Annotated in this window: 10 protein-coding genes; 4 read left to right on the forward strand and 6 right to left on the reverse strand. The window is 71.3% G+C overall.

Annotated elements, in window-relative coordinates:
• Window positions 1–10: 10 nt before the first annotated feature.
• On the reverse strand, window positions 11–211 hold the full coding sequence (locus LZ604_RS04405; protein ID WP_234512775.1) for a hypothetical protein: 201 nt from the start codon (window positions 209–211) through the stop codon (window positions 11–13).
• An 84-nt stretch (window positions 212–295) separates the two neighbouring features.
• The gene (locus LZ604_RS04410; protein ID WP_234512776.1) at window positions 296–1,729 is read right to left on the reverse strand and encodes an MFS transporter; all 1,434 of its coding nucleotides are present in this window, start codon (window positions 1,727–1,729) and stop codon (window positions 296–298) included.
• A 101-nt stretch (window positions 1,730–1,830) separates the two neighbouring features.
• On the opposite strand from LZ604_RS04410, the gene LZ604_RS04415 reads away from it, so the two are divergent.
• A complete protein-coding gene (locus LZ604_RS04415; protein ID WP_372482087.1) occupies window positions 1,831–2,805 on the forward strand; it encodes an MmyB family transcriptional regulator in 975 nt (324 codons plus the stop codon).
• Between the two features lie 103 nt (window positions 2,806–2,908).
• Here LZ604_RS04415 and LZ604_RS04420 read toward each other — a convergent pair whose 3' ends face one another.
• Window positions 2,909–4,354: an MFS transporter gene (locus tag LZ604_RS04420; RefSeq protein ID WP_234512777.1), complete on the reverse strand. Its 1,446-nt coding sequence runs from the start codon at window positions 4,352–4,354 to the stop codon at window positions 2,909–2,911.
• 119 nt (window positions 4,355–4,473) lie between these two features.
• Here LZ604_RS04420 and dusB point away from each other — a divergent pair, with 119 nt between their 5' ends.
• Window positions 4,474–5,631, forward strand: a complete 1,158-nt coding sequence (dusB, locus tag LZ604_RS04425; RefSeq protein ID WP_234513094.1) for a tRNA dihydrouridine synthase DusB — start codon at window positions 4,474–4,476, stop codon at window positions 5,629–5,631.
• Between the two features lie 51 nt (window positions 5,632–5,682).
• On the opposite strand, the gene LZ604_RS04430 is transcribed toward dusB, so the two are convergent.
• From LZ604_RS04430 to LZ604_RS04440, 3 genes are all read right to left on the reverse strand, one after another.
• Complete coding sequence (locus LZ604_RS04430) at window positions 5,683–7,245, reverse strand: sulfatase-like hydrolase/transferase (RefSeq protein WP_372482092.1); 1,563 nt, start codon at window positions 7,243–7,245, stop codon at window positions 5,683–5,685.
• An 828-nt stretch (window positions 7,246–8,073) separates the two neighbouring features.
• Window positions 8,074–10,011: an amylo-alpha-1,6-glucosidase gene (locus LZ604_RS04435; protein WP_234512778.1), complete on the reverse strand. Its 1,938-nt coding sequence runs from the start codon at window positions 10,009–10,011 to the stop codon at window positions 8,074–8,076.
• The gene (locus tag LZ604_RS04440) at window positions 10,008–11,699 is read right to left on the reverse strand and encodes an MGH1-like glycoside hydrolase domain-containing protein (protein ID WP_372482093.1); all 1,692 of its coding nucleotides are present in this window, start codon (window positions 11,697–11,699) and stop codon (window positions 10,008–10,010) included. Before LZ604_RS04440 ends, LZ604_RS04435 begins: the two co-directional genes overlap by 4 nt.
• A 214-nt stretch (window positions 11,700–11,913) precedes the next feature.
• On the opposite strand from LZ604_RS04440, the gene LZ604_RS04445 reads away from it, so the two are divergent.
• Both LZ604_RS04445 and ppdK read left to right on the forward strand, forming a co-directional pair.
• On the forward strand, window positions 11,914–13,134 hold the full coding sequence (locus LZ604_RS04445) for an ROK family protein (protein ID WP_234512779.1): 1,221 nt from the start codon (window positions 11,914–11,916) through the stop codon (window positions 13,132–13,134).
• Between the two features lie 448 nt (window positions 13,135–13,582).
• The gene (gene ppdK, locus LZ604_RS04450) at window positions 13,583–16,324 is read left to right on the forward strand and encodes a pyruvate, phosphate dikinase (protein ID WP_372482088.1); all 2,742 of its coding nucleotides are present in this window, start codon (window positions 13,583–13,585) and stop codon (window positions 16,322–16,324) included.
• Window positions 16,325–16,463 lie beyond the last annotated feature (139 nt).

The following is a 16,463-nucleotide window of genomic DNA, read 5'->3' on the forward strand; positions in this document are numbered from 1 at the left end:
ACGGGCATTTCTACCCCGGGTCCACGGTCGCCTGGTGGGTCTCCGCGAGATGTTCCTCCGCCTTCAGCCACGGCAGGAACTGTGCGTTCCTGCGCCAGCCGCATGTGTCGCAGCTGATCGTGCGCTGCACTCCGGTCCGCCGCACCCGCACCACGTGTTCGCGCCCGTGCTGGTCCCAGCGACTGACCTTGCTCATGTTGATCTGCAGCATGACGCCTCCAGGGAGTACCCGTCCGCTCGCGCAGCAAGGAGTGTGCAGCAAACCGAAGATCGACGGTGGTTTTCCACGGATGCTTCAGTGCTGGCTGATCGTGCGCGGCAGCCGCAGGCTCAGGGCCACAGTCAGGGCGATTCCGGCGAGTTGCACCAGGAGCGTGGTCACCAGCGCGTCCCGCATGCCCGAGCCGGGCACCAGCGACAGGAAGAGGGAGCCGAGCGTCGCCACGCCCAGCGCCAGCGCCGACTGCTGAGTGGTGATCATGACACCGCTGCCGACGCCCGCCCGCGCCGGCGGCACCTCGGACAGGATGATCCGCAGCAGGATCGGGAGCTGGAGCGCCTGGCCCGCACCGGCCACCGCCGCGCCCGGCAGCAGCTCCAACGCGCCCAGATGGGGCCAGGAACGCCAGGCGGCGAAGGCCATCAGTGCCACGCCGACCGCCTGGATCAGCCCGCCGGCCGTCACCACGCGGGTGCCGAAGCGGCCCACCAGCCGCGGCCCGCACAGCGACACCACGAAGAACGCCAGCGCCATCGGCGTGAGCGCGAGACCCGCCGGGACCGGACCGAGCCCGGCGCCCCGCTGCAACGCCACCGCGATCACGAACATGAAGCCGCTGAAGCCGATCGAGAAGGGCACCAGCAGGACCAGCCCGCGCCGCAGCGAGGTGAGCGCGAGCAGGCTCGGCGGCACCAGCGGCGTACGGCCCTGCCGGTCCGCCCGGCGCTCCACGGCGTAGAACCCCCACGCCGCGAACGGGAACGCGGCCAGCGAGAGCCAGGTCCACAGCGGCCAGCCCGCCGCACGGCCCTCCGTGAGCGGGGCGAGCAGCGCCAGCAGCGAGACGGCGAGCAGAACGGTACCGGGGCCGTCCACCGGCTCGGGGCGCTGCGAGCGGGTCTCGGGGACCGCCCGCGCGGCCAGGACCAGGCCGAGGGCCACGACCGGGACGTTGACGAGGAACACCGAGCGCCAGCCGGTGCCCGCGATGTCCGCGGCCACCAGCACACCGCCGAGGATCTGCCCGGCGACCATGGAGAGACCGGCGGTCGCGCCGTACAGGCCCATCGCCCTGGCGCGGCGCTGCCCGCTGGTCGCCGCCTGGATGGTGGCCAGCACCTGCGGCAGCATCGCCGCGGCCGCCGCGCCCTGGGCGGCGCGCGCCACGACCAGCAGCCAGGCGTTCGGGGCGAGCCCGCAGGCCAGCGAGGTGATCCCGAAAGCCGCCATGCCGCCGAGGAAGAACTCGCGTCGGCCGAAGAGGTCGCCGAGCCTGCCGCCGAGGACGAGCAGGACGGCGTACGACAGCCCGTACCCGGAGACGACGAGTTCGAGGACGGGCTCGCTCGCGTGCAGGTCCGCGCCGATCGTGGGGAGGGCGACGTTGACGATGAAGAAGTCGATCAGAGGCAGTGCCGCGCCCAGCAGCACCGTGAACAGTCCGAGCCCGCCCAGCGATGGTGTCGTCATCGGGGAGCGGACGGTGCGGGAAGAAAGAGTCTCGGTCACGGCATCGAGCCTCCACCGTCCCTCAGGGTGGTACCAGAGTCTTCTTATCCTGGTACAAGTGCTACCTGGCAACAGGGTCCGGGGGGCGGCAGGCTGGGGGCATGGCGACCATGGTGCAGGAGAGGGCGACGGGCCGGGAGACGACCGGGCAGGAGGTACGCGCGGTGCCCGCGTCCGAGATCCGGCGGCATGAACTGGCGGCGTTCCTGCGCCATCGCCGCGAGCACCTCACCCCCGAGCAGGTCGGGCTGCCCCGCGGCCGGCGCCGCCGCACCCCGGGGCTGCGCCGCGAGGAGGTCGCCCAGCTCTCCGCGGTCGGCGTCACCTGGTACACCTGGCTGGAACAGGCCCGGGACATCCAGGTCTCCGTCCAGGTCCTCGACGCCCTCGCCCGTGCGCTGCTGCTCGACGGGAGCGAGCGGGCGCACCTGTTCAACCTGGCCGGGGCCGTCGACCCCGCGCCCGGCGCGCACTGCCCGTCCGTCACCGAGGCCCAGCGGGCCCTGCTGGAGCAGCTGGAGCCGATTCCGGCCTGCATCCAGAACAGCCGGTACGACATCCTCGCCTACAACCGCACGTACGGGCTGCTGCTGTGCGACCTCGACGCCGTCCCGCCGGCCGACCGCAACTGCATGCTGCTCTGCTACACCAACCCCGACTGGCAGGCGTCGATCGTCCTGCTCGAGGAGGCCATGCGGATGATGGCCGCGAAGTTCCGCGCCGCCATGGCCGGCCACCTCGGCGAACCCGCCTGGAAGATGCTGCTCAAACGGCTGTCGGCCGAGTCCGCCGAATTCCGCGAGGCGTGGGAGCGGCACGAGGTGGTGACCGCCCGCAGCAGCAAGCGCAAGCAGTTCCGCAACGCCCACGTCGGTCCGCTGACACTGGACCACACGGATCTGTGGCTGGGGCCGCACAACGGGCCGCGGATGGTGACGTACGCGCCGGCCGACGCGGGGTCCCGTGCGGGACTGGAGCGGTTGCTTGCGGTCGCCTTGGAGCGGGAGCGGGAACAGGAGCGGGAACAGGAACAGGGGCGAGGCGCGGACCGCGAGGGCGGGCGGGTGGCGGTCTAGTACGGGCGGCGCGGTGCCTGGAGGGGCCGCGCGTGCGTCGTGGATGGCCGTGGGCCCGCGGGGCGGAGGCGGCGCAGCCCCGCGCCCCTGATCCGGCGCCTCGCTATGCGCCCACGCCCGCCGCGTCCCGTACCTCACGCTCCTGGAGCCGCTCGGCCGTGCGCTCGGCCGTCCTCCTGGCCCACCGGCCCGAGGTGAGCGCGCCCAGGGACAGCACCGCGAGACCGCACACGGTGAGGATCCACCAGCCGGGGCGGGCGGCCGAGACGAAGGTGTCCTTGTACGGCCCGGAGCCCACACCCGAGGCAAGCACCGCGCCGACCACCGCGACGCCGAGGGTCTGGCCGAGCTGGCGGCTCGTGGAGGCGATGGCGGCGGCGACACCGGCCTGGGCGCGCGGCATGCCGGAGACGGCGGTGTTGGTGATGGGAGCGTTGACGAAGCCGAAGCCGATCCCGAACAGAACGTAGCCGACGAGCAGCGTGGCGTTGGACGTCTCCGCCTCGAACGCGGCGAACAGCACGGCGCTCGCGGTCATCGCGCAGCCCGCGATCAGCAGCGGCAGACGCGGACCGCGGCTGCCCACCAGACGGCCGGACAGGGGCGCGCACAGGAACGTCGGCACCGCCATCGGGAGCATCCACAGGCCCGCGTGCAACGCGTCCAGGCCGCGCACGTTCTGCAGGTACAGGGTGGACAGGAAGAGGAAGCCGCCCAGAGCCGCGAACGCGCTGATCGCGATCACGGTGGCCCCGCTGAACGGCGCCGAGTGGAAGAAGCGCAGGTCGATCAGGGGTTCGGTGCGCCGGGGCTCGTACCACAACAGGCCGGCCAGGGCCACGAACGCCAGGGCCGCGAAGGGCAGGATCCTGCCGAGGCCGGAGTCCGGGGCCTCGATGATCGCGTATGTCAGGGAGCCGAACAGGGCGATCACCAGCAGCTGGCCGACGGGATCGGGGCGGCGGGCCTTGGGTGCCCGGGACTCGGGGACGAAGCGCAGGGTGAGCAGGAGCGCGGCGAGGCCCACCGGGAGGTTGACCCAGAAGATCGAGCGCCAGCCGACCGACTCCACCAGCAGCCCGCCGACCAGCGGGCCCGCGGCCATCGATATGCCGACCACGGCACCCCAGGCGCCGATCGCGCGGGCCCGCTCCCGGGCGTCGGTGAAGGTGTTGGTGATGATCGACATGGCGACGGGGTTGAGCATCGAGCCGCCCACCGCCTGCACCATGCGGAACACCACCAGCAGTTCCAGGCTCGGGGCGAGGGAGCACAGCAGCGAGCCGATGCCGAAGACGACGAGGCCCGCCATGAAGACCCGTTTGCGGCCGATCCGGTCGGCCGTGGAGCCCGCGAGCATCAGCAGGGAGGCCAGTACCAGCGTGTAGGCGTCGATGGTCCACTGCAGCCCCGACGTCGTCGCGTGGAGCTCGCGCTGCATCGAGGGCAGGGCGACGTTCAGGACGGTGTTGTCGAGACTGACGATCAGCAGGCTCATACAGCAGATCGCGAGCACCAGCAGACGCCGGCGGTGACTGAGCTCGGGCATGCGACCCATCGTACGCCGATTTCGATAGTGCGGTTAACTAATGACCGATGCACGGTCATCGGCGCGACCGGTGCCGAGTACCCCATGGCGTGCGTGACAATGGGGGAATGCCGACGCCCATGCCCACGCCCACGACGACCCCGACGAACCCGGCGTTGCAGATCGGTCCGCACGCCGTCCGGCCGCCCGTCGTGCTCGCGCCCATGGCCGGGATCACGAACGCCCCCTTCCGAACGCTGTGCCGGGAGTTCACCGGCGGCAAGGGCCTCTTCGTGAGCGAGATGATCACGACCCGGGCACTGGTCGAGCGCAACGACAAGACCATGCAGCTGATCAAGTTCGATCCGAGCGAGCAGCCCCGCTCGATCCAGCTGTACGGCGTCGACCCGGCGACCGTCGGCAAGGCCGTCCGCATGATCGCCGAGGAGGACCTGGCCGACCACATCGACCTGAACTTCGGCTGCCCGGTGCCGAAGGTGACCCGCAAGGGCGGCGGGTCGGCGCTCCCGTACAAGCGGAACCTGTTGCGGGCGATTCTGGGCGAGGCCGTGAGCGGAGCGGGTGACCTGCCGGTCACGATGAAGATGCGCAAGGGCATCGACGACGACCACCTCACCTACCTCGACGCCGGCCGGATCGCGGTCGAGGAGGGCGTCACCGCCATCGCGCTGCACGGCCGCACCACCGCTCAGCACTACGGCGGCACCGCGGACTGGGACGCGATCGCGCGGCTGAAGGAGCACGTGCCGGAGATCCCCGTGCTCGGCAACGGCGACATCTGGTCGGCCGAGGACGCGCTGCGCATGGTGCGCGAGACGGGCTGCGACGGCGTCGTGGTCGGCCGCGGCTGCCTGGGGCGTCCGTGGCTGTTCGCGGACCTGGTGGCGGCCTTCGAGGGACGGACGGGCGATCTCGCGCGGCCGGCCCTGCGCGAGGTCGCCGACGTCATGGTCCGGCACGCCACCCTGCTCGGCGAGTGGATCGGCGACGAGTCGCGCGGAGTCATCGACTTCCGTAAGCACGTGGCCTGGTATCTGAAGGGCTTCTCGGTCGGCTCGGAGATGCGCAAACGGCTCGCGATCACCTCCTCGCTGGAGGAACTGCGGGCCGGCCTCGACGAACTGGACCTCGACCAGCCCTGGCCGTCCGGTGCCGACGGGCCGCGCGGCCGGACGTCCGGCAACAACCGGGTGGTGCTGCCGGACGGTTGGCTGAAGGACCCGTACGACTGCGCGGGCATCGGCGAGGACGCGGAACTGGACACCTCCGGGGGCTGATGACCCGTTCCGGGGAACGGCCCTGACGGCCCGTTGCCCGGAACGGACCTGTCAGCCCTTGGACGGGTGCGGGGTGGAGCCGTATGCCGTCAGGAAGCGGTCGCGGAAGGCGCTCATCTTCCACACCGGCGCGTTGTGCGCGGGCCGCAGGCCGTCCGACCAGCCCCAGTCGGCGATCTTGTCGAACACCTTCGGGTCCTTCGCGACGATCGCGCACGGCACATCACGGCTGGCATGGTTGCCGCTGACCCGGGAGATCGGCTGGTGGTCGCCGAGGAAGACCAGGACCGTGTCGTCGTTGCCGTAGCGCTCGAGCCACTGGGTCAGGGCGGTCACCGAGTACTGGACGGTCTTGCCATACTCCTCCTTCGACCGGGTGGAGTCCGCGATGATGTCCGCCGGGTTGTTGCCCGCCTTCTGGATGGCGTCGAAGATCGACCCGTTGCCCAGCTGGTCCCAGCCGACCATCTTCGGAATCGGCGCCCAGGGCTGGTGGCTGGAGGTCAGGATGACGAACGACATCAGCGGCTTGTCGTGCTTCTTGCCGTGCACCCGCTGCTGGAACTGCTCCAGTGCGTACTGGTCCGGCATGGTCGACCAGCTGAACTTCGGGCCCCGATATCCGAGCTGGAAGGCGTTGTAGACCTTGTCGAGGCCGTACCACTTCGCCTCCGGCCAGCCCTTCTGCACACCCGGCATCACGCCGACCGTGTCCCAGGCGCCGGTCTTCTTGAACGCCTCGGTGAGGGTCAGGTGGTCGCTCGCGGTGACCGTGCGGTAGCGGTTCTGGTTGTTGACCCACAGGCCCGACATGAAGGTGGAGTGCCCGAGCCAGCTGCTGCCGCCGTACGTCGCGGAGGTCAGCCAGCCGCTCTTGGCGTGGAAGCCGGCCTTGGCCAGAGCCTGGGTGCTGACGTCGAGGGTCTTGTCGACACCGGGGGCCATGATCGGGTCCTCGACGGCGCTGCGGCCGTAGCTCTCGATGAACGTGAAGATCATGTCCTTGCCGCGCAGATCGGGCACCAGCTGGGAGCCCGGAGTGTCGCCGAAGGCGTCGACCTTCGCGGTCCTGGAGAACTCCCGCTCGTCGCGGATGGTCTCCCGGATCCGGTCCGAGCGGTACTGGAGCATCGTGACCGTGTGCTCGGCGGCCAGCGGCACGTCGCCGACCTGGAGGCTGAGGGCCTGGCAGGTCATCCACACCATGCTCAGGACCAGGACGGTACGGGTGGTGGTGGCACGGTGCCGGGCCATCAGATTGCTGAGCCGGACGACCGCGAGCGCCGTGACGCCGAGGATGACGGCGGGAATGGCGATTGCCGCGAGCAGCACGCCCAGGGCGCCCGAACCGCCCAGTGTGTCCTGGAGATAGGAGTAGGCGTCGCTGAACAGCGGCCAGTCGAGGATGACGTTGAAGCCGCGGCCGAGGTACTGGTAGAAGCCGATGTCCAGCAGGTTGAGCACGGTCATCACGCCGAGCACGACGCCGCCGAGCCAGGCCACGATCAGCCGGGGCCGCCGGGGCAGCGCGGTCAGCACGACGGCGCCGATGAGTGCCTCCACCGGGAGCCCGATGAACCCGGCGATCCGGACGTTCTCCGGCCGGTTGGGCATCACGAGGGAGACGACGACCAGCAGACCGGCGAGCACGGTGACGGTGATGCCGATGACACGGGCGGCCGTGGGGTGACCGTGCTGCCAGGCCCGCAGCCGCCGCCTCCACCCGGAGCGGGCGGGGGCGGCGGCAGGGACGGTCTCGGCAGGGGCGGACTTCTCGGTGGGGGTGTCCGCCGCCGGCTCGCCGGGAGCCGAGGATGCCGAGGCGTCGGTCTGCTCGGGTGCGGGTGTGTCCGGCTCGTCCGTGGGCGGGTGCCTCGGTATCTCCGCGGGCTGCTTCTCCGCTGACGGTTGCTCCGCAGGCTGTTCCCGCGCCGAGGGTTGCTGCGCAGGCTGCTTCTCCGCCGGCTGTTCCCGCGCCGCCGGTTCCGCCGACGCCTGTTCCCGCGACGCCGGTTCCGCCGACGCCGGTTCCGCCGACGCCGGTTCCGCCGGCGCCGGTTGCTCCGGCGCCGGTTCGGGGGCTGCCGGTATCTCCTCCGCCTGCGGCTGGTTCTTCTCCTGCGGCCGGTTCTCCGCCTGCGGCCGGTCCTCCGTCTCCGGCCGTTCCTCCGTCTCCGGCCGCTCCTCCTCCGCTGGCAGGACCCCTTCGGTGACCGCCCCAGCCTTGTCCGTCTTCTGTCGTTGGCGTGTGTTGAGAGGCAACCCGAGGGTCCTTCCGTGCGAAGCCCGTGGTGGAGGGGGCGGGCCACGCTGGGGAGGCTGGGCCCGCCGTCATCCCGTACGGGCAGCCACGGGGCTACGTTCAAGCCGATCGCCCCAGCGCCCGGCAAACACCCGGCAAACCGGAGGTCAACCGGCCCGGAACGGGTCCACGGGCCCCGGCTAGGCGCCTCCCACCGCGGTGAGCAACGCGAGCGGTGTCGCTGCCGAACGGGACTCGCGGGTGCAGGCGTGCGGGTACGGCACCGGCTCCGGATGCGTGTCGCGGCCGTAGCCCGCGAGCACCTCCGGCAGCCGGTGGCCCGTCGCCGTCGCCGCCTCCACCAGCGCGTGCGCCACCGCACGGGCCTCGTCATGCAGCCCGTAGCGCGCCAGGCCCAGCGTGATCAGCGCGTTGTCGTGCGGCCAGACCGAGCCTCGGTGGTACGACATCGGGTGGTACGCCGCCTGGCCCGCGGCCAGCGTGCGCACGCCCCAGCCGGAGAAGAAGTCGGGCTCCAGGAGACGCCGGCCGACCAGTTCGCCGTACTCCTTGTCCAGCAGACCCGACCAGAGCAGATGCCCGGCGTCCGACGCGAGCGCGTTGACCTGGCGGCCCTCGCCGTCCAGCGCGAGCGCGGGGAAGGCGTGCTCCTCCATCCAGAAGTCGCGCTGGAAGCGGTCCCGCAGGTCTCCGGCCGTCTGTTCGAGGAGCGCCGCGTACACCTCGTCGTCCCACACCGTGCGCGCCAGGTGCGCGGTGCGGCGCAGCGCGTCGTACGCGTAGCCTTGCGCCCCCGCCGCCATCACCGGCCCGTGCGGACGGCTGCCGTCGGCGGAGCAGATCGCGCCGGGGGAGTCCTTCCAGTTCTGGTTGGCGAGGCCGCCCTGGTCGGCGCGGTAGACGAGGTAGCCGCGGGAGGTGAGCCCGCCGTGGTCCAGCATCCAGCCGATCGCCGCCCGGGCGTTGGGCTCCAGGCGGCGGGCCGGGGCCACGTCACCGGTCTGCTCGACATACGCCCCCAGCAGCACCAGGAACAGAGGGGTCGCGTCGACCGAGCCGTAGTAGCGCCCGTACGGCACCTGCCCGAAGTGCGCCAGCTCCCCGTGCCGCACCTCGTGCACGATCTTCCCCGGCTGGGCCACCGAACGGGTGTTGACCTCGGTCGCCTGCGTCGCGGCGAGCGCGGGCAGGGTGGCCGCGGCCAGCCGGGGGCGGTAGGGCAGCGCGAAGAGGGAGGTGAGAAGAGCGTCGCGGCCCAGCAGCGCGAGGAACCAGGGCGCGCCCGCGGCGGGGACGAGCAGCTCCTCGCCGTCGGGGCCGGTCGCCGGGACCTGGAGCGAGGCCAGGTCGGACAGGCCCCGCGCACACGCCGTGGCCAGTTCCGGCCAGCCGGTGGGGAACGCCACGCCCTCCATGAACTCGCCTTCCAGCGCGAGCAGTCGCTCGCCGGCGGCGGCGGGGGACGCCGGGACCACCGGGTCCTGCGTGGTCCCGTGCGGGCGGGCGGCGACGCGCAGCAGCAGCTCCGCAGAGCCGTGCGGCTGAAGCTCCAGGATCCAGACCAGGCGGCGGGCGCCCGTGCCGGTCTCCTCCACACCGTCCGGTGCGGGCTCGGCCGTGACGGTGGTACAGGACCGCCACTCGCCGCGCCGGTAACTGAACTCCACGCCGTCGTCGAGGATGTCACGGGAGCGGACGGCGCCCGTCTTGGCGTAGGTACGGTGGTCGGAGCGCAGTTCGAACTGGTCGGTGAAGTCGGCGTCCGCGGTCACCGCCACACGCACGGTGGTGGGCACCGGGCGATTGCTGGTGACCCGCAGCGACTCCACGAACGCGCCGTCCACCACGGCCTGTTCACGGAAGAAGGTGTGCGCGGGCGGCTCCTGCCTGCCGCCTCGCGGTACGAGGACGCAGCGTGCCGTGTCCCCGTCGGCGATCTGCGTGAGCGTCTCGGGCACGGCGCCGTCGACGGTGAGCTGCCACCGGCTCAGGTGCCGTGCGTCCCGTACGAATAACCCGGCCGGGGAGTTGCCGCCCCGCACCCCGCTGATGTCCCCGCCGTCGCCCAGGGCGGCGAACGTACCGCCGTGCACGAGCAGGTGATGCCGGTCCGTCATCCCCGGTCCCCTCCCTTGTCACTTCTGTCGAACGTGCCGGTGCCCATGGGGGTCACGCCGTGTCCGGCATGAGGGTCCCCTTTGTTCGGATTCACCCGTGGGTGTGGGGGGTTGTGCAGCAGATCCAGCGTGAGCGCGGCGGTCCAGCCGAAGCCCAGTGCCCCGCACGCCTCGCCGGTGTACGGGTCGACGTATTCGGCGAAGTCCGAGGAGTCCGCCGTCTCCAGCAGGGCCTCGCGCAGGGCGTCGGCCGCCGCATGCTCCGTGTGTGTCCTGAGGCCGTGCTCCAGCAGCCAGCCGGTGTTGAACCAGGCGGGGCCGCGCCAGTACCGGTGCGGGTCGAACGCCTCGCCGAGCAGGTCATAGCTCGGCACCAGCCGGGTGGCGCCGCCCAGCCCGAAGTGCGGGCCGGACAGCGTGCGCACGAGCGCCGCCGCGACATCACGGGGAAGCGTGGGCAGGAGCAACGGGATGAGCCCGGAGACACTGCGTTCGGGGACGAGCGCGCCGGCGGGAGAGCGCCGCTCCGATGCGAGAGCACTGCTCCGCGAGCACTGCTCTGTCTCGCGAGCGCCGCTCCGAGAGCGCCGCTCGCGACTGTGAGCGCTGCTCCCATCGCGCCGCTCGGCGTCGGGCCGCCCGCCTCGAGAGCGCCGCTCCGGCTCAAGAGCGCCGCTCCGAGCGCGCCGATCCGCTTCCCGAGGGCCTCGAGAGCGCCGCTCCGATTCGAGAGCACCGCTCCCTCCCGCTCCCGTCCCGCCCCGCAGGTCCCGGCAGAAGAACATCTCCTCGGCCGGGTCCCAGAGGCGGTCGACGAGGGCGGTCGTCAGGCGCTGTGCGCGGGCGTGGCGGGCGGTGCCCGTCGCACCCAACTCCCGCGCTATCCGGGCCAGCGCGTGTTCCGACACGATCAGCAGCGCGTTGAACGCCGGATCCTCCACCGCGAACTCGCCCGCGCCGTCGGCGTATCCACGATCCCGGTAGTCCGTCGCCAGCCGCACGTACCGCCCGTAGTCCAGATCCGTCGGCCGGTCCTCGGGTGCGCCGTGGTCCAGGTCGGCGCGGCGGAAGGAGCGGGCCGGGGCCGGGGTGATCCGGGACAGCGGCGCGTCCCAGGCGGGGCTGTTGTCCATGCCCTGCTCCCACGGGTGCACCACCGAGACGAGCCCGCCGCCGCCCAGGTCCCGGCGATGCAGCAGATAGCGGTGCCAGGCGGCGAGCCGCGGGTAGACGCGGGGCAGGAACCCGCGGGCCCTGGAGAGCACCGGATCGGCTCGGTGCACCAGCCAGGCCGCCAGCGCGTGCACCGGTGGCTGCACGATGCCCGAGGTCTGTACGGTGCGCGGGGCGCCCGCAGCACGCCCCGCGGTCGAGGAGCGCCAGAAGTCGGGGCTCGGGAAGTACGCGTCGAGCGGTACGGAGGGGTTGAAGACGATGTGCGGGATGCGCCCGTCCGCCCACTGGGCGTCGAGCAGCGTCTCCAGTTCGGTCTGTGCCCTCAGCGGGGACAGATGGCGCAGGCCGATCGCGATGAACGCCGAGTCCCAGGACCACTGGTGCGGGTACAGGCCGCGCGAGGGCACCGTGGAGGCTCCCGTCCAGTTGTCGTCGAGCACCTGTGCGGCCCTGGCGTGCAGCGTCCGCGAGGGTTCGGCGGGATCGTATACAGCAGGTCCGGATCGGGGGATCCGGTGCGGGCCGGACGTCGGCGGCGTGCCGGGGGCGCGCCCGGGGCCGGCAGGCCCCGTACGGCGGGCGGCGAGTTGGGTCGAGCGGTCCACTCAGGTCTCCCCGGAAGACGTCCTGTCGCGCGGGTTCGGTAGTAGCTACCGTGGGGTTACGTCTATTTAACACGCAAAACTCACTATGTAAGGCAGGGTTGGTGAACGCAAGGGGGTGCGCATGAGTGGAAGGGCCGGAAAGCCGGGCAGCCAGGCCAGCGCCGGAGATCTGCTCGAGTTGGTGCGCAGTGGCCGTGCCACGACCCGGGGTGCCCTCCAGCAGGCCACGGGCCTGTCCCGGGCCACGGTGGGGCAGCGCCTGGACCGCCTCTTCCGGGCCGGGTGGCTGCGCGAGGGTGCGGGCGGACCGGTCGACTCCCCGCTCGGCGGGCGCCCCTCGATCACCCTGGAGTTCGACGACGCTCACGCCGTGGTGCTGGCCGCCGACCTCGACACCCGTCACGCCCGTGCCGCCGTCCTGTCGCTGGCCGGCGAGATCCTGGCCGAGCACGCCGGGACTCTGGTCGTGGAGGAGGGCCCGGACGCCGTGCTCGGGGAACTGGGCCGCTGGTTCGGCCGGTTGCTGGAGAAGGCGGGCCACCGGGCGCATGAGGTCTGCGGGATCGGGCTCGCCGTCCCCGGGCCCGTGGACAGCGACACCGGACGGGTCGTGCAGCCACCGATCATGCCGGGCTGGGACGGATTCGACATCAGGGGGCGCCTGGGCCGCGCCTTCGCCGAGCATGCGCACGGCGCCGCGGAGGTGCCCGTGTTCGTGGACAACGACGCGAACCTGATGGCGTACGGGGAACAGCGCACCGGGTACCCGGACTGCTCGGCGTTCGTATTGGTCAAGGTGTCCACCGGCATAGGCGCGGGGATGGTCGTCGACGGCCGTGTCTACCGCGGTGTGGACGGGGGTGCCGGGGACATCGGGCACATCCGGGTCCCGGAGGGCGCGGACGCGCTGTGCCGGTGCGGTTCGTACGGCTGTCTCGCCGCCGTGGCGAGCGGAGGTGCCGTCGCGCGCCGGCTCGCCGAGGCGGGGGTGCCGGCCGCCTCCGGCTCGGACGTGCGGGACCTGCTGACCGCGGGGCACCCGGGGGCCGCCGCACTCGCCCGGGACGCGGGACGGCGGGTCGGGGACGTCCTGGCGACGGTCGTGACCCTGATGAACCCCGGCGTGCTGATGATCGCCGGAGATCTGGCGGGAACACCGTTCCTGACGGGCGTGCGGGAACTGCTGTACCAGCGGGCGCTGCCGCGCTCCACCGCGCGCCTGGACGTGGTGACCTCGCGGCTCGGGGAGCGGGCGGGGCTGGTCGGGGCGGGTGCCCTGGTCGTCGAGCACCTCTACGCGGCGGACCGGGTGGAGGAGCGGCTGCTCGCTCTCGGGGTGTGACGTGCCCGGCCGGTTCGCCGGGCGTTCCGGGGTCCCGGGCATGACCGGTGCGTTTCCGTCCGTATCCACGTCCGCATGGAGAAATCGGACCGTCTCGCATAGCGTGATTCTCGCCACCCCTGATAGGGGTTACGCTCAGATGAGCGGATCATGCGCGGCTGCACTTCTCAAAGGGTGGCACTGAGTGCCATCTCTTGATCGTTCATCGATCGAAATCATGCGTGCCATGAGTCGCTCATATGAGCGGGGAACCGGGCGTGGGGGCCCTGGGTGTGTTCAAGAAGTGAAAACATCCCCCGGTCGACGCTTGCGAAGCTTTGACTTTCGATCCAGTGGCGGACGAGTGGTTACAGGCGCATGACGCGCAAGTGGACGTACCCAGGCTCCTTTGATCTGGGTATGTTCCTCGCCGTCAGGGCAGCCATCGCGTCCTCGAGGAGTCGAGACCGTGTCGGAAAACAAAGATCCCCACGTAACTGAAAACGGCGTGGAGGGCGTGAAGTTCGTTTACGACTTCACCGAGGGCAACAAGGACCTCAAGGACCTCCTCGGCGGTAAGGGTGCGAACCTCGCCGAAATGACCAACCTCGGTCTGCCCGTTCCTCCGGGCTTCACCATCACCACCGAAGCCTGCAAGGTCTACCTGGACAGTGGTGAGGAGCCCGCGGCACTGCGTGACGAGGTGAGTGCGCACCTCGCCGCCCTCGAGGAGCGGATGGGCAAGAAGCTCGGCCAGGCCGACAACCCTCTGCTGGTCTCGGTCCGTTCCGGCGCGAAGTTCTCCATGCCCGGCATGATGGACACCGTCCTGAACATCGGTCTCTCCGACAAGTCCGTGCAGGGTCTGGCCCAGCAGGCCGGCGACGACCGCTTCGCCTGGGACTCCTACCGCCGTCTCATCCAGATGTTCGGCAAGACGGTCCTCGGCGTCGACGGCGACCTCTTCGAGGACGCACTGGAGAAGGCCAAGGAGACCAAGAAGGTCACCGACGACACCCAGCTGGACGCGGCCGACCTGAAGAAGCTGGTCACCAGGTACAAGAAGATCGTCAAGACCGAGGCCGGACGCGACTTCCCGCAGGACCCGCGTGAGCAGATGGACCTCGCCATCAAGGCGGTCTTCGACTCCTGGAACGGCGACCGCGCCAAGCTCTACCGCCGTCAGGAGCGCATCCCGCACGACCTCGGCACGGCCGTGAACGTCTGCTCGATGGTCTTCGGCAACCTGGGCCCCGACTCCGGCACGGGCGTCGCCTTTACCCGCGACCCCGCCTCCGGCCACCAGGGCGTGTACGGCGACTACCTTCAGAACGCGCAGGGCGAGGACGTGGTGGCGGGCATCCGCAACACGGTCCCGCTCGCCGAGCTGGAGCGGATCGACAAGAAGTCGTACGACCAGCTGATGCAGATCATGGAGACCCTGGAGAACCACTACAAGGATCTCTGCGACATCGAGTTCACCATCGAGCGCGGCCGGCTGTGGATGCTCCAGACCCGCGTGGGCAAGCGCACCGCGGGCGCGGCCTTCCGCATCGCCACGCAGCTGGTGGACCAGGGCCTGATCGACGAGGCCGAGGCGCTCCAGCGTGTCACCGGCGCGCAGCTCGCGCAGCTGATGTTCCCCCGGTTCGACGAAGGCGCGAAGGTCGAGCAGGTGGGCCGGGGCATCGCGGCCTCACCGGGCGCGGCGGTCGGCAAGGCGGTCTTCGACTCGTACACGGCGGTCAAGTGGTCGCGCTCCGGCGAGAAGGTCATCCTGGTCCGCCGCGAGACCAACCCCGACGACCTGGACGGCATGATCGCGGCCGAGGGCATCCTCACCTCCCGCGGCGGCAAGACCTCTCACGCGGCCGTCGTCGCGCGCGGCATGGGCAAGACCTGTGTCTGTGGCGCGGAGGAGCTGGAGGTCGACACCAAGCGGCGCCGGATGACGGTGCCGGGCGGGCACGTCGTCGAGGAGGGCGACGTGATCTCCATCGACGGCTCGTCGGGCAAGGTGTACCTCGGTGAGGTCCCGGTCGTTCCGTCCCCGGTCGTCGAGTACTTCGAGGGCCGGATGCACGCCGGCGCGGACGACGCCGACGAACTGGTGGAGGCCGTGCACCGGATCATGGCGTTCGCGGACCGCAAGCGGCGGCTGCGGGTGCGGGCGAACGCGGACAACGCGGAGGACGCGCTGCGCGCACGGCGCTTCGGCGCCCAGGGCATCGGCCTGTGCCGCACCGAGCACATGTTCCTCGGTGACCGCCGTGAGCTGGTGGAGCGCCTGATCCTGGCGGACACCGAGGTCGAGCGCGAGGACTCCCTGAAGGAGCTTCTGCCCCTGCAGAAGCGGGACTTCGTGGAGCTGTTCGAGGCGATGGACGGCCTGCCGGTCACCATCCGCCTCCTCGACCCGCCGCTGCACGAGTTCCTGCCCGACATCACCGAGCTGTCGGTGCGCGTGGCGCTGGCGGAGTCCCGCCAGGAGCCGCACGAGAACGAGCTGCGCCTGCTCCAGGCCGTGCACCGGCTGCACGAGCAGAACCCGATGCTGGGCCTGCGGGGTGTGCGCCTCGGACTGGTCATCCCGGGCCTGTTCACCATGCAGGTACGTGCGATCGCCGAGGCGGCGGCCGAGCGCAAGGCCGCCAAGGGCGACCCGCGCGCGGAGATCATGATCCCGCTCGTCGGTACCGTCCAGGAGCTGGAGATCGTGCGTGAGGAGGCGGACCGGGTCGTCGCCGAGGTGGAGGAGGCCACGGGGACGCAGCTGAAGCTGGCGATCGGCACGATGATCGAGCTGCCGCGCGCCGCGCTGACGGCCGGACAGATCGCCGAGGCCGCCGAGTTCTTCTCCTTCGGCACCAACGACCTCACCCAGACGGTCTGGGGCTTCAGCCGGGACGACGTGGAGGCGAGCTTCTTCACGGCCTACCTGGAGAAGGGCATCTTCGGCGTCTCCCCGTTCGAGACGATCGACAAGGACGGCGTGGGCAAGCTGGTCCGCGACGCGGCCAAGGCGGGCCGGGAGACCCGGCCCGACCTGAAGCTCGGTGTGTGCGGCGAGCACGGCGGCGACCCCGAGTCGGTGCACTTCTTCCACGAGGTGGGGCTGGACTACGTGTCCTGCTCGCCGTTCCGTATCCCGGTGGCCCGTCTGGAAGCGGGCCGGGCGGCCTCGCAGTCGGAGGGCAGCGACCACCGCTGACGCACACCGCAAGACCTCCGGAGCCGTCGTCGGTACCCGACCCTCACCGACTCACGAAGGCGGCTCCGGACCATCCAGAGAGGGCGGCATCCCTGTGCGGGGGGTGCCGCCCTCTCGTCGTACCCGGACGCCGTGCCGC

This window comes from Streptomyces glomeratus, assembly GCF_021462825.1.
In the GTDB taxonomy this organism is placed as follows: Bacteria; Actinomycetota; Actinomycetes; order Streptomycetales; family Streptomycetaceae; genus Streptomyces; species Streptomyces glomeratus.